Genomic DNA, 12869 nt, shown 5'->3' with positions numbered 1-12869 from the left:
CAATGATAAATGTAGTGAGTCAGAACACGTCATCCTGACAAATAAAATTTTATTTATAGCGACCTGTTATTTCCTTGTCGCATGTCACATTCCCCAGGGATATAAAAAAGCTGAAACAATAAGGTCATTTTGGGATTTTCGATCAAAATAAATCTTTTAAATAAATAATAAAAACGGATTATTCATAAAAGATGGTAAATAATCCGAGCTCATCATTCATTCTGATTTAAATTTTCGGCTTTTTTCTTACTGCGGGTCTGTTGCAAACTGCCAGCGGGTTTCCAGGACCAGCGGCGTATCAGGCGTCACGCAGTCAGGATCACGGTTGATACCATCGGGTGCCTGCGTCAGCGGGTTCACGCAGGCTGCATCAGGTTGCTTATCAAACACCACCAGGCTGTGCGCCGGAGAAGTCATATGCATCTGCAGACGTCCGGGCCAGCGCAGCGTAACATCCACGCCCTTATGGAAGCCGAATGCATCGTCCCAGGGCCCCGGACGCGGTGGGATCCGCCTGCCGGTTGGCAGTTCGTTATCGCCCGGTTCTTCCTGCCAGTCCGACGAAAATTCAATCTGCAACGCTTCCCCGCCAACGATTTTATTAAACCACGGATGCCAGCCTGCAGATGCCGGGAAACGCCCCTGCGCGGAGCGGATCACCAGCCGCAGACATACGGCGTCGTTATCAAGCGCGATGGTTTGCAGCACGTCACCCGCCCACGGCCACGGGTGTCCGAGCGTCATGCGTAGCGTTACCTGACTGGTGCTTCGCTCTACCACTTCCCACGCGGTGTAGCAGGCCATACCGTGTAGCGCATGCGGCGATTTATTGGCCGGTAATGGATGCGCATGTCCATCGAAAACCAGCGTGGCGTTACCGAGTCGCCCGGCCCACGGAACCATCGGGAAACAGCCATACTGGAAGGCGCGTCGCTCTGAATGCCACTGACGCAACACCTCCATACCAAACGCCTGAAGCGAGGTGATGCGCGCGCCATCCTGCGCATTAATGTGCAGCAACAGATGACCTTGCTGAAGAACGATTATGTCACCCTGCGGGCCCGGCCATAGCGCGTCAAATGCCTGTTGCAGCGCCTGTCGGTGATCGGTCGAAAAGTCTTTATTCATAGTGTGGTTCCCTGGTGTTGTGATAACGGCTTATCCTGCCCGGCGTAATCCGCAGTCTGATGTGGCGTAATGAGCCAGACGCAAACAAACGACAGCACCGAGATAAGAAACAGGAACAGCGCGACATACCACGGCTCGCCATCGCCCAACGCCAGCAAACTGGAGGCAATCAGCGGGCTCATTCCGCCGAGAATAGCGGAGAACTGGTAGGCAAATGACAGCCCGGTGTAGCGCACATGGGTGCCGAACATGCGGGTAAATAGCGTCGGTTGCACAGCGAACATCATCGTCGGCCCGAGGTTGTAGCCGACAATCATGCTGCACCAGATAATCAGCGTGCTTTTAGTGCCGAGTAGCAGAAAGAACGGAAAGGCGAACAGAACGCAGAACCCGGCTCCCAGCAGGTAGATTTTTCGCTGACCGACGCGGTCTGAAATCCAGCCCATCAACGGGCAACACAGAATGCCGATGGTGGAGGCGATCAGCATCCCGGTCAGCGGGATATCCCGTGACAATGCCAGCTGGCTGGATATATAGACAATGCCGAATGCGTTGATGATGTTTGACGACACGCTCTCCGCCAGCCGCGCGCCCAGCGCCAGCAAAATGTTGCGCGGGTGATGGCGAAACAGCTCGAACAGCGGCAGGTGGGATTTCCCCGGCACGACCAGTTTCCGTCGTTTCTGGAAATCGAGCGTCTCTTCCGTGTGCAGGCGAATAAACATCCCCACCGCCAGCATCACCGCCGACAGCCAGAACGGAATACGCCAGCCCCAGGAAAGGAACTGTTCCTGGGTCAGGAAGTGGTTACAAAGTGCAAATACCCCCGTTGCCAGCATGATCCCCGCCGAGGCCGCGGTCTGTGGCAACGAGCCGAGAAAACCGCGCTTCGATTCCGGCGCGGATTCAATGGTCATTAACGCCGCACCGCCGTATTCACCCCCCAGGCCAAAGCCCTGGATCAGGCGCAGCGCCATCAGCGTCAGCGGCGCCCAGACACCAATCTCTTTATAGGTCGGGATAAAGCCAATCAGAAAAGTTGAAACACCAACGATACCGAGCGTCCAGATGAGGGTTATTTTCCGACCGACTTTATCACCGAAATGACCGAAGACGATGCCACCCAACGGGCGCGTCAGAAACCCCACGCCGAAGGTGGCAAAGGCGGCGATCAGTCCAATCCAGGGATCGCTGTCGGGGAAAAAGAGCGGGGCAAACACCAGGCCAGCAGCCGTACCGAAGATAAAAAAGTCGTACCACTCCAGTAATGCGCCAGCAAAGCTGCCCATCACGACGCGCCGCATCGCTTTACCGCTCAGCCCGCTGTGGGTTATTTCAGACATCGTATTCTCCTCCGTGTCGGCGAGAAGCAGACGAAGCGCGTTGATACCTGCCAACGCGCCTTATTATTATTTTTCCAGCTCAGCGAGTACCTGGGCGTCTTCCGCATCGACGTTGGCGCCCAGCGGTTCCCATTTGATCAGCACACAGGTGATGAACCCGATGAATGGCACCAGAGCCAGCCAGTAGAAGGCATCGGTATTCAGGCTTCCCCACAGCATGGGCCAGAATATCAACCCGGCGATCGCCCCGGTACGCATGATGGCACGTGCGAAGCCAACGCCAGTTGGGCGAATAGACGGCGGATAAGAAAGCGTGGAGATGGTCATGCCCAGTCCGCCCGGCCCTGCTGAGTGGAAGAAAATAATCGCTCCCAGCAGCCCGAGCGACAGCCACGGGTTAGTCGTCGCCAGCGCGCCCAGCGCCAGCAATGCCAGGGTGACAAAGGCGAAACCGTACATGGACTGCAAACGGGTACCAAAACGTTGAAGGATTAACGAACCGATAAGTCCGCCGGTGATCCCGCACAATGCGTTCACTACCGCCGATCCTGACAGCGCGCCCGCCAGCCCGCCGCTGAGAATACCCGCCAGCGTTAATGGCAAATAAACCCCTACCGCGTTGTACTGCCACGCCTGCATGGTGGCGACCACGCAGCCCAGAATGGTGCGTTTACGGTAGCGATTATTAAAGAGAATACCGTAACCGCCGCGGATTTTGGCCTCCGGTTTCTGCGCCGCATCAACGACTGATTCTGCGACCACCCGAGCCTGTACGCCATAACGTTTCTGCAGGATCGCACACGCCTCTTCATAGCGCCCGACACGCGCCGCCCACATTGCTGATTCGCCAATAAAGACATAGCGCAGCACCATAAAGATGACCGCGAAGATGGCACCGACAAAGATACCGTAGCGCCACAATTGTTCTTCGGCCACGCCCGCAAACAGTAGCGGCAGCAACACCAGATAGACGACTGTCGTGGAAACATACCAGGCCATCTGCCAGAGATTGACCGAGGTGCCGGTTTTCTTCGATGTGGAACCACGCAACTCCGCGACGGCGTTCGTCGCCAGCGGGAAATCGATCCCCAGACCAAAGCCCATAATGACGCGGCATACCAGCACCCACCAGATGTTCGGCGCGACCGCCACCAGCGCGGCGCCCAGCGTACAGAGCGCCATGCCGATGAGAAATGCGCGACGCTGACCAAAGCGGTTAATCACCCGGTTAGCGAGCAGCCCGCCGATAAGCGCAGCCACCAGCACCGAGGCGTTGATCGTTGCGGCAAGGCCCGGCGAAATGCCGAACTGCGCGGCGATGTATTTATTGCCAAACCCCACCATTGCCGCCTGATAGGCGTCAATCAGGATCCCGCCCAGGGCGATAAAAATGATCCAGATGTTGGCGTTTACCGCGCTGTTTTTATTGACGATATCAATAACATCCTGCGGTCTGCTGACCGGGTAAGACACTGGACTGGTGATGTGACTCATCGCAGCCTCCTGTTGCAAAAATTGTAGGGCGGCACCGCGTGGGGCGGTGCCCGCAGAGGTCAAAAATCAATGTCTTCAAACTGCAGCATGACTTTTATTGAGTCATTTTGCTGCGCGCGCGCAAAGGCGCTTTCGGCTTCGCTGACCGGGAAAAGATCGGTTACCAGCTCGCGAGTATCGAAACGTCCGTCGGCCAGCCATTCGATGACGGCGTCGAAATCCGCCGGAATGTACATGCCAGAGTTGAGTAGATCGCGCTCGAAACGCTGCATCATCGGCAGCGGAATTTCACGCGGGCCGCTCGGGACACCCATGCACACCACCGTGCCGCCAGCGTAAACACGGGTGCAGGCTTCATTCAGCGTGGCCTGCGCCGCGACAACGTCGATAACACCGGTGAAGCGGGCATCGGCATCCAGCTCGCCTGGCGCCCATACCGCCGCCGCGCCCAGTTTCAGCGCCAGCGCACGTTTGGCGATATCCGGCTCAATGACCGTTATACGTCCGGCGCCCATAATGCGCAGCGCCTGCACAATCGACAGCCCGATGGTGCCTGCGCCAATCACCAGAACATCTTCCCGAGCGGCGTCCGGCATCCGGTTAACGCAGTGGCGCGCACAGGCGGCAGGTTCGGCGAACGCCAGCACCTTCAGGGGTAATGATGGCGGCGCAACATGGCAGTTACGCGCCGGAACGATATGTTGTGAGCGGGCAAAACCCGGCGCGCGGAATCCGGCAACTTGTGGCGGCTCGCAGAGGTTGAAGCGCCCAGCTTTACAGGCCCGGCATTCCATACAGGCCATGATCGGGTCAACCACCACATGGTCGCCTGGTCTGACGTTGCTCACGGCGTCGCCTACTTCCAGCACCCGGGCGGCAATTTCATGCCCCGGCACAACGGGCGGTTTAGCGAAAGGATGACCACCTTTCAGGACGTGAAGATCGGAACCGCAGATGCCATAAAACACAGGCGCGATGCGCACTTCGTTCGGCTTAAGCGCCTGGTGCGGTCGTTCAATATACTGAGTCGTGACCTTCCCGATGTCGGAAAAGAGCACTTGCGTAATTTTATCCATGGTTATTCTCCAGGAGCGCTGACATCGCGAGGATTAGCGCTGAGCCATACCTTCATCAACGATTTCTGCCAGACGCTGCAGGCGCGGCACGGAAACATCGCGAAGCATTGTTTGTGGATCCTGCGCACCGATAACCGACGCCCATACCGCACGACCGGCGAGGAAACCGGAGGCGCCACTCTGCATCGCAATACGCACCGCGCGACCAAAAATGTCGGCATCCACACCGGACGAGAGAATGACCCACGGCATTTTCATGCGATCGTTCAACTTCTGGCAGGCCGCCAGCAAAGTGCTCGCCTCACCTTTACCGCCCAACGGCATCTCGGCTTTATAGAGATCGGCTCCGGTGTCACCCAGTTCCGCCGCCGCTGCAATAATGGCCGCTTCCCGATCAAACGCCGCGCCGCGACGTGGCGGACGCACCACCGGCTCGATAATGCTGACCAGCCCGGCGCTCCGGCAGCGCTCAACGAAGGTATCGACCATCGCCAGGCGCTGCTCCGCCGGTTCGTCCTGACGCCACAGCACCAGTAGTTTCATGGCTTTTGCACCCATTGCCCGCGCGGCATGCGGATCGATGTCCATGTCGATGTCGACGCTATCCACTGGAATGCCGTTGCCCGGCAGGAAACGGTCAGCCGCAACGATCAGCCCGCAGGTTTCAGCCACTGCGCCCTGGGCGACAATCTCATCAAGGCAAAACTGTTTGTCCGCCAGCACGGCTGAGGCCCACGGCGACAGAATACGCGTCGCCGCCACTTTAAATTCAGTCAGTACGCTGTCGGCAACCGGCGTCGGCTGGCCTGCGGCCTGGAACATCAGGCGCATGGCTTCACGCTGATCCACCGCCAGCATGGCAAAACCGCCACCCGGTCGGGCGATATCGTTCAGGCTGTAAGGACTCTTCTGGTTAGACATATTTACTCCCGTTGTAGACTAAAAATTACTGTACGTCCGTGCGCCCCGCCAGATGGCGGACCTGCGACAGCAGCGCGCTCCAGTCCTGACGGCCACGTCCGTCTTCACTGGCGGAACGATAATAAAGTTCGGCGACTTTCCCCATACCGAGCGGCGCGCCTGTCTGTTGCGCGACATCCACCGCGATGCGTAAATCTTTGAGCGCCAGATCAACCATAAACGCCGGGGAGAGATCGCCCTTCAACACTTTGCCCGGCCAGGTGGTGGTGAAATGCCCCTTCCCTGCGGCGGTACCGCTCATCACCCTGATGGCAACGTCGAGCGACAACCCCAGCGATTCACACAACACCGCTGCTTCGGCAGAGAGCGCGTTGAGCGCGATACTCATATAGTTGTTAATCAGCTTCACGCGGATCCCCATACCCGGGCCGCCCGCTTCCACCAGCTCCGACCCCATGCACATCAGTACCGGACGCGCGCGTTCAACCTGCGCTGCCGTACCACCCGCCAGGATCAGCAGGGTGCCGTCTTTGGCGTTATCCGAGGTGCGCCCCACCGGCGCGTCCATCATGGCGATGCCACGATCATGCAACTCTGCAATGAGCGCGTCCGTTTGCAACGGGTGAATGGTGGACATGTCGATCACCAGCGACTGTGCTGAGGCGGTATCGCAAACACCATCAGCGCCGGTCAGTACCTGGCGCACGATGTCGCCGTTCGGCAGCATAGTGATAATGAACTCCGCCCCTTTTGCCGCTTCTGCGGGCGTGCGTGCCGCCGTTGCGCCGTTATCTACCAGCTGACGCACCGCGTCCGGGTTCAGGTCGAATACCCGCAACTGATGGCCTTTCGCCAGTAAATTACTGGCCATGGGGCTTCCCATCTGACCCAGCCCAAGAAACGCGATCGTTGTCATAACGCTCTCCTGCTAATGAGTGGTAAAAAAGTCACAAATAAGGAATCACTCTCGTCTGTTTTTGAGCATATTTGTAATTTCTGGTTAAAAACATGACATCCATCACCAATCTGATCATTTGTGTCATTAAAATGAGCATTAACAAACAAAAAACTAATGGAGTTAACAGAGATGACCAGAATTGCATGTGTTGGTATCGCCGTGCAGGACAGGATTTACAGCCTTGCCAGCCTGCCCGCAGACGCCGGGAAATATCAGGCGAATGAATACCTGGAGACAGGCGGCGGCCCGGCAGCGACAGCGGCGGTGGCTATTGCCCGACTGGGTGCGGAGGTGGATTTCATCGGCCGCGTGGGTGATGACAGCTGCGGTCAGACATTGCGGCACGAGCTGGCGCAGTGGGGCGTGAATACGCGCCACTGTCGGGTATTTCCCGGCGCACGTTCCTCACAGTCCGCCATCTTTGTTGACCAACATGGCGAACGCATTATTGTCAACTACCCGAGCCCCGACCTCCCACAGGACGCAGACTGGCTGGAGGACATTGATTTTTCCCGTTACGACATGGTGCTGGCCGACGTGCGCTGGCATGACGGCACAGCGCGGGCGTTTACGCTGGCGCGCAAGGCGGGCGTACCCACTCTGCTGGATGCCGACGTCACACCGCAGGACATTACCCCGCTGGTCGCGCTGGCCGATTACGCCGTCTTCTCAACGCCAGGTCTGACGCGCATGAGCGGAAACAAGGAACCGCGCCCGGGCCTGAAACACGCCGCACAGCAGACCGATGGAGCAGTGTGCGTGACGCAAGGCCAGGAAGGAACACTGTGGCTGAACGGTGATCATTTCTGTCATCTGCCCTCCTTTTCTGTCAATGTCGTTGACACCACCGGCGCGGGGGATGTCTTTCACGGCGCGATGGCGCTGGCATTAGCAGAAAAAATGCCGCTGGAACAGGCTGTTCGGTTCTCATCGGCAGTGGCGGCACTGAAGTGTACACAACCCGGCGGACGCGCGGGCATCCCTAATCGTGATCAAACAGAGTCATTTTTGTCACTTTACAGGTAAAATAAACACGTCCTTTTACGGAAGACTACAGGAGAGCGCATGAGTATTACCGAACTGACCGGGAATCCTCGACACGATCAGCTCGTTCATTACATTTCTGAACGTGGTTATATGAATATTGAGGATCTGGCGCAACTGCTGGAGGTTTCGACGCAAACTGTGCGTCGGGATATCCGCAAGCTCAGTGAACAGGGACTGATTACCCGGCACCACGGTGGCGCTGGACGAGTTTCCAGCGTAATGAATATTGCGTTCGAACAGCGCGAGCTGTCGTTGACACAGGAGAAGCGCGCGATGGCGGAAGCGGTTGTCGATTGTCTTCCTGAACGTTGTACTGTTTTCATCACCATCGGTACGACTGTTGAAGCAGTCGCCAGAGCGTTGTTGTCACGGCATGACATGCGCATCATTACCAACAGCCTGCGGGTTGCCCAGATCCTTTATAAGAACCCGGATCTGGAAGTAATGGTGCCCGGCGGCACATTGCGCGCCCATAACGGCGGCATTGTCGGCCCGGCGGCGGTGAATTTTATTGAGGATTTCCGTGCCGACTATCTGATCACCAGCATCGGTGCTATTGAGAGCGACGGAACGTTGCTGGAATTTGACGTCAACGAAGCCACCATCGCGAAAACGATGATCGCTAATGCGCGTCATACGCTGCTGGTAGCCGATCACACTAAGTTTCAGGCCTCAGCGGCTGTTTCCATCGGCAACGCGCGCAAGGTAAAAGCCTTTATTACCGATGCGCGTCCGCCAGCGGCATTCAGTCAGTTGCTGGAGCAGGAAAAAATCGAAGTGATTGTTGCTGAACCGGATGAGTCCTGAAGATAAAAAACGGCAGCCGTGATGCCACGGCTGCCGCGTTGTGTTCCGGCGATTATGCGGTGACCGGACGCGCCGCCATAATCCGGCTGTAGGTGTAAACGCTGAGCCCGCCGAGAATAGCGACAACGCCGAGTACCGTGAAACCTGGCACATACGAGCCGCTCCAGGATTGCAGGTACTGCACCACAAACCCGGCAGTCGTTCCCCCGAGACCGGCGCCCACGCCATTAATCACCCCGGCCGCAGGCCCGACCGCCGATTTTTTCACGCTGGAAGTAATGATCGACCAGATATTGGTGGTGTAGCAGCTGGTAAACCAGGCGATGGCTAACGTAATCAGCGCCAGTTTGCCGAACGGGCTGTCGATGAACGGCAGCGCGATTAAAAACAGCCCCGCCGAGCCAAGTCCGCAGGCGGCGATAAGCCCGCGTTTTTGCGTTTTATCGCTGTACCACGACACCGGGATTGCCAGCAGAATCGCTAAGAAATAGGGTAACGCGCTCGCCGCGCCCTGTGAAAATCCGCTGAAACCCAGTGACAGCACAGCCATCGGGATAAACAGCGTGATCCCCCAGAACAGCATGCCGTTCGCAAAGTAGCTGAACACCAGCAGCAGGAACGGTGCGCCGCCGAGATCACTGAAGCTGATTTTGCCGCCAGCAGGTTCCGGCTCTGCCGCTGGTTCATCCGGTGCAGAGGCTTTGTCCGGGCTGTTTTTCAGGAACGCGAGGAACATCGGCACCACGATAAAGACACCCATGCCACCGGTAATGTAGAACACCCATTTCCAGCCGAGGTGATCGAAGATTGGCGTCAGGATGATAAAGCCCAGGCTCAACGCCAGGAACTGACCGTAAAACTGGATCAGGTTGGTGCCACGGGTAATTTCATCTTTATTAAACCAGGCTCTGGCGAAACGGAATTGTTGCGGCCAGTAAATGCCTTCGGCAATACCCAGAATGATGCGAAACGCAATCAGCAACGCCGCCGAGGTGATCCACGCCGTCATGATCTGGACGACCGACCACAGGAACACCATGGTGACGATGGTGATTTTAGGATTCAGGCGGTTCGCCAGGAAGCCGCCAAAGAAGTTCGCCAGCGCGTAACCAATCAGAAAACCGGTCAGTGCCAGGCTTTTTGTTGCCGCGCCATCGATGCCGAGCTCTTTCTCCATGCCGGGCAGCGCGATAGAGAGGTTGGAACGATCAAGGTAGGCAACAAACAGCCCCACCATCAACGTGACGCCAATTCTGAACCATTTCGATGTAAACATTTTTCTCTACCTTTTATTTCAGCGCGTAATGGTCAAGCATGTCAGGATCGACCTCAATGCCCAGTCCGGGTTTATGCGGTACCGTCATCACCGGACCGATATCCAGATCGGTTAACTTGTCGCGGAAGATATTGGGCGCACGATCAAGCTCCAGCCGCGCTGGCTCTTTCGCCATCCGCGGTACCGCCGCCGGAAGCGACGCCATCACGTGCAGCGTGGCTGCCAGCGAGATGCCCGAGCCCCACTGATGCGGATAGCACTCCACACCATAAGCAGTAGAAAGCGCGGCGATGTTGAGGATTTCACTGATACCGCCGCAGGCGGCGACATCCGGCTGGGCGATGTCCACGCAGTCGGCTTCGAGGAAACGACGGAAACCAAAGCGGGTGAACTCCGATTCCCCGGCCGCGAGCTTCATCGGGAACTGCTGCTTAAGCTGGTGATAGGCCGCCGTGTCGTCTGGCAGAATGGGCTCTTCAAACCAGCTAATGTCGTATTGCTCAATCGCCTGGGCGAATTTCAGCGCTTCGTGGGTGGTGTAGGCGCGGTTAGCGTCCACGGCAAGCGTGGCGTCAGGGCCAATCAATTCACGCACGCGTGCCACGCGCTTAATATCTTCCGCTAGCGTCAGGGCGCCGACTTTCATTTTGAAATGGTGATAGCCTTCATCCAGCCCGTTTTTGGCGTCGATGTCGATTTGCCGGAAATCATCCGTCGGCGAGTAATAAAAACTGGAAGCGTACGCGGTAATTGGCGTTTCAAGGTCAGCACCCAGCAATTCGGCAATTGGCTTGCCGGTGGCTTTGCCAAAAATATCCCACAACGCGATATCAATGCCTGACAGCGCGGTAATGGCAATGCCTTTTCTGCCAAATTCCCGCGTCCGGTTATACATTTCTTCCCATATCACCCGACGCTGTAACGGGTTTTTGCCTTTCAGTAATGGTGCAAACAGTTCGTTAATCAACGCGGCATTCGCCTGTGCCGGACCAAAACATTCGCCCCAGCCAGTAATACCTGCATCGGTTTCCACTTCCACGATGCAAATTGCCCGTTTATTCCAGAACCATTGTGACATGCCAAATTTCTCTGGCAGCTCGTCTGTTATTACCCTGGTATTGATGGATTTAATTTTCATAATATCCTCTCGTCCGTCAGGCGGTTTCCCTGACAATCAGTGAAAATGGCAAGAGAGTGATCCGCGCTTCATGGCTCTCATTTTCTTTTCTGAGCGTTGTGATGATTTCCTTCGCAGCGGTACAGCCAATGTCATAAGTGGGTTGCGCCACGACAGTCAGCGGATTTTTGAGGATCTCTGACCATTCCGTTTCATCAAAACCGATCAAGGAGAAATCCTCCGGGATCCGCTTATTCAGCGCTTTCGCCGCCTGTACCACATGCAGCGACAGCAGCCCGTTCCCGGTAATAATGGTGTGGTTTTGCGAAGAACGGGCGGTCAGTGTTTCCAGTGTATCCATCACATGCGCGCGATCGATCACCTCGAATTTGATGCATTCAAAGGAAATATGCGAACAGGCGCTTAACGCGGCAAAATGTTCGAAGGTCTCGACTCTTTCAATACGTGGTGAAACATTCCCTGGTGCTGGCGTTAAATAACTGATACGCCGACAATTCGTTTTCAACAGATGTTCAATGGCAAGCTTAACGCCCTGGGCGTTATCGGCCGCGACACTGCTGATGTTGCTGTTTTTAATCTTTCTGCCGATCAACACGACGGGGTGTTCTAAGGAAATGCCCTTAATAAACAGATCGTTTTCGCCGGTGGTGTTGAGAATAAACCCATCAACGCCGCGGTTAACCATCTCTTCAATATAGTTACGTTCTCTGGCCCCGGAGTTTTTCGCATCGCATATAAAAATCTTGTACCCTTCCTGCGAGCAATATTCCTCTATACCCCGCAAGACATCCATAGAGTACGGGTTAAAAATATCCGCCATAATAACAGCGATAGTTTTACTTTCCTGGCTGCGTAATGACCTGGCAATGTTATTTGGCTGATAACCGAGACTCTCAATGGTACTGGCAATCTTCTGGCGCGTCGTTTCGCTCATAGACTGATATTTCCCGTTCAGAAAGCGGGAAATTGTTGCTGTCGATACACCAGCCATGTTCGCAACATCTTTAATTAGCAGTTTCTTTTTCATGATTTTCATTTTAGGTAATCGATTACCTAAATATACAGCGCGGCGGAAAAGCGTCTGTGATTTTGATCGCAGATCGGGGAATGGTGAGGATGAGGCGGTTTACGCTAATCAGCGTCCGCACTGGAGGATATGCATTACTGGAGGGAAGTTACACCCGCTCTATCTCAACAAGCCGCTGCGCCAGCGCGGCAATCTGATGCTCCGCAAAGACCTCTATGCCATGCTGACGCAGCAACGCCGCCGCGACGCCTTCGCCAGCGATCGTTTTGCCCTGAAAGGTGCCATCATAGATGCGGCTGCTGCCACAGGTGGGGCTGCCATCAGTCATGATGGCGAAACGACAGTGGTTTTCCTGCGCGGTTTTTAGGGCCAACCAGGCCGCCAGAAGATAATGAGGGGTGACATCACTGCCGTCCGTCTCGCGAATTTTCGCCAGGCCAGTAAAAGCGTCTGCTCCCTGGCCGCCCGTCAACTCGGCGGGAAGCCGCGGCGTTGCCAGCCCGGCAGAGAGTTCCGGACAGTGAACGATCAATCTCTCTTCCTGCTGCCAGCGCGCGAGCAATGCTGAACGTAACGGTTTGTCACTCTGGTTATAGCGCACCGGAAATCCCATCAGGCAGGCGCTTACGAGGATTCTCTCTTTCAACCCGCCGC

Annotated in this window: 12 protein-coding genes; 2 read left to right on the top strand and 10 right to left on the bottom strand. The window is 56.2% G+C overall.

The genetic code is table 11. The features are described from left to right. Positions 1-246: 246 nt before the first annotated feature. The 6 genes from AOY23_RS03975 to yihU all read right to left on the bottom strand — a co-directional run bounded on the left by AOY23_RS03975 (position 247) and on the right by yihU (position 6878). On the bottom strand, positions 247-1128 hold the full coding sequence (locus tag AOY23_RS03975; protein ID WP_054177543.1) for an aldose epimerase family protein: 882 nt from the start codon (positions 1126-1128) through the stop codon (positions 247-249). After that, positions 1125-2471, bottom strand: a complete 1347-nt coding sequence (locus tag AOY23_RS03970; protein WP_054177542.1) for an MFS transporter — start codon at positions 2469-2471, stop codon at positions 1125-1127. The genes AOY23_RS03975 and AOY23_RS03970 overlap by 4 nt, the downstream gene beginning before the upstream one ends. A 66-nt stretch (positions 2472-2537) precedes the next feature. Then, the gene (locus AOY23_RS03965) at positions 2538-3965 is read right to left on the bottom strand and encodes an MFS transporter (protein WP_054177541.1); all 1428 of its coding nucleotides are present in this window, start codon (positions 3963-3965) and stop codon (positions 2538-2540) included. A 59-nt stretch (positions 3966-4024) separates the two neighbouring features. After that, on the bottom strand, positions 4025-5041 hold the full coding sequence (locus tag AOY23_RS03960; RefSeq protein WP_054177540.1) for a zinc-dependent alcohol dehydrogenase: 1017 nt from the start codon (positions 5039-5041) through the stop codon (positions 4025-4027). Positions 5042-5074: 33 nt separating this feature from the next. Next, complete coding sequence (locus tag AOY23_RS03955) at positions 5075-5962, bottom strand: aldolase (protein ID WP_054177539.1); 888 nt, start codon at positions 5960-5962, stop codon at positions 5075-5077. Between the two features lie 25 nt (positions 5963-5987). Further along, positions 5988-6878, bottom strand: coding sequence for a sulfolactaldehyde 3-reductase (gene yihU, locus AOY23_RS03950; RefSeq protein ID WP_054177538.1), 891 nt, complete (start codon positions 6876-6878; stop codon positions 5988-5990). A 171-nt stretch (positions 6879-7049) separates the two neighbouring features. On the opposite strand from yihU, the gene AOY23_RS03945 reads away from it, so the two are divergent. Continuing rightward, entirely contained in the window at positions 7050-7946 is an 897-nt protein-coding gene (locus AOY23_RS03945) for a sugar kinase (RefSeq protein ID WP_054177537.1), read from the top strand. Positions 7947-7985: 39 nt separating this feature from the next. After that, a complete protein-coding gene (locus tag AOY23_RS03940) occupies positions 7986-8774 on the top strand; it encodes a DeoR/GlpR family DNA-binding transcription regulator (RefSeq protein WP_054177536.1) in 789 nt (262 codons plus the stop codon). Between the two features lie 52 nt (positions 8775-8826). On the opposite strand, the gene AOY23_RS03935 is transcribed toward AOY23_RS03940, so the two are convergent. The 4 genes from AOY23_RS03935 to AOY23_RS03920 all read right to left on the bottom strand — a co-directional run bounded on the left by AOY23_RS03935 (position 8827) and on the right by AOY23_RS03920 (position 12861). Further along, a complete protein-coding gene (locus AOY23_RS03935; RefSeq protein WP_054177535.1) occupies positions 8827-10050 on the bottom strand; it encodes an MFS transporter in 1224 nt (407 codons plus the stop codon). A 13-nt stretch (positions 10051-10063) separates the two neighbouring features. Continuing rightward, positions 10064-11128, bottom strand: coding sequence for a mandelate racemase/muconate lactonizing enzyme family protein (locus AOY23_RS03930; RefSeq protein ID WP_160316730.1), 1065 nt, complete (start codon positions 11126-11128; stop codon positions 10064-10066). Between the two features lie 76 nt (positions 11129-11204). Beyond that, the gene (locus tag AOY23_RS03925) at positions 11205-12215 is read right to left on the bottom strand and encodes a LacI family DNA-binding transcriptional regulator (protein WP_054177533.1); all 1011 of its coding nucleotides are present in this window, start codon (positions 12213-12215) and stop codon (positions 11205-11207) included. Positions 12216-12363: 148 nt separating this feature from the next. Next, positions 12364-12861 (bottom strand): 2-thiouracil desulfurase family protein, encoded by a 498-nt coding sequence (locus tag AOY23_RS03920; RefSeq protein WP_054177532.1) that lies wholly within the window; start codon positions 12859-12861, stop codon positions 12364-12366. Positions 12862-12869: the final 8 nt, after the last annotated feature.

The sequence above is a fragment of the Trabulsiella odontotermitis genome (assembly GCF_001297775.1).
Lineage (GTDB): Bacteria > Pseudomonadota > Gammaproteobacteria > Enterobacterales > Enterobacteriaceae > Trabulsiella > Trabulsiella odontotermitis.
This window is presented reverse-complemented; position numbering and strand designations above follow the sequence as displayed.

What these genes read in the sequence shown, in the direction of transcription:
- AOY23_RS03975 (WP_054177543.1), bottom strand. Translation starts at nt 1,128, where the DNA reads ATGAATAAAGACTTTTCGACCGATCACCGACAGGCGCTGCAACAGGCA.
- AOY23_RS03970 (WP_054177542.1), bottom strand. Translation starts at nt 2,471, where the DNA reads ATGTCTGAAATAACCCACAGCGGGCTGAGCGGTAAAGCGATGCGGCGC.
- AOY23_RS03965 (WP_054177541.1), bottom strand. Translation starts at nt 3,965, where the DNA reads ATGAGTCACATCACCAGTCCAGTGTCTTACCCGGTCAGCAGACCGCAG.
- AOY23_RS03960 (WP_054177540.1), bottom strand. Translation starts at nt 5,041, where the DNA reads ATGGATAAAATTACGCAAGTGCTCTTTTCCGACATCGGGAAGGTCACG.
- AOY23_RS03955 (WP_054177539.1), bottom strand. Translation starts at nt 5,962, where the DNA reads ATGTCTAACCAGAAGAGTCCTTACAGCCTGAACGATATCGCCCGACCG.
- yihU (WP_054177538.1), bottom strand. Translation starts at nt 6,878, where the DNA reads ATGACAACGATCGCGTTTCTTGGGCTGGGTCAGATGGGAAGCCCCATG.
- AOY23_RS03945 (WP_054177537.1), top strand. Translation starts at nt 7,050, where the DNA reads ATGACCAGAATTGCATGTGTTGGTATCGCCGTGCAGGACAGGATTTAC.
- AOY23_RS03940 (WP_054177536.1), top strand. Translation starts at nt 7,986, where the DNA reads ATGAGTATTACCGAACTGACCGGGAATCCTCGACACGATCAGCTCGTT.
- AOY23_RS03935 (WP_054177535.1), bottom strand. Translation starts at nt 10,050, where the DNA reads ATGTTTACATCGAAATGGTTCAGAATTGGCGTCACGTTGATGGTGGGG.
- AOY23_RS03930 (WP_160316730.1), bottom strand. Translation starts at nt 11,128, where the DNA reads ATGTCACAATGGTTCTGGAATAAACGGGCAATTTGCATCGTGGAAGTG.
- AOY23_RS03925 (WP_054177533.1), bottom strand. Translation starts at nt 12,215, where the DNA reads ATGAAAAAGAAACTGCTAATTAAAGATGTTGCGAACATGGCTGGTGTA.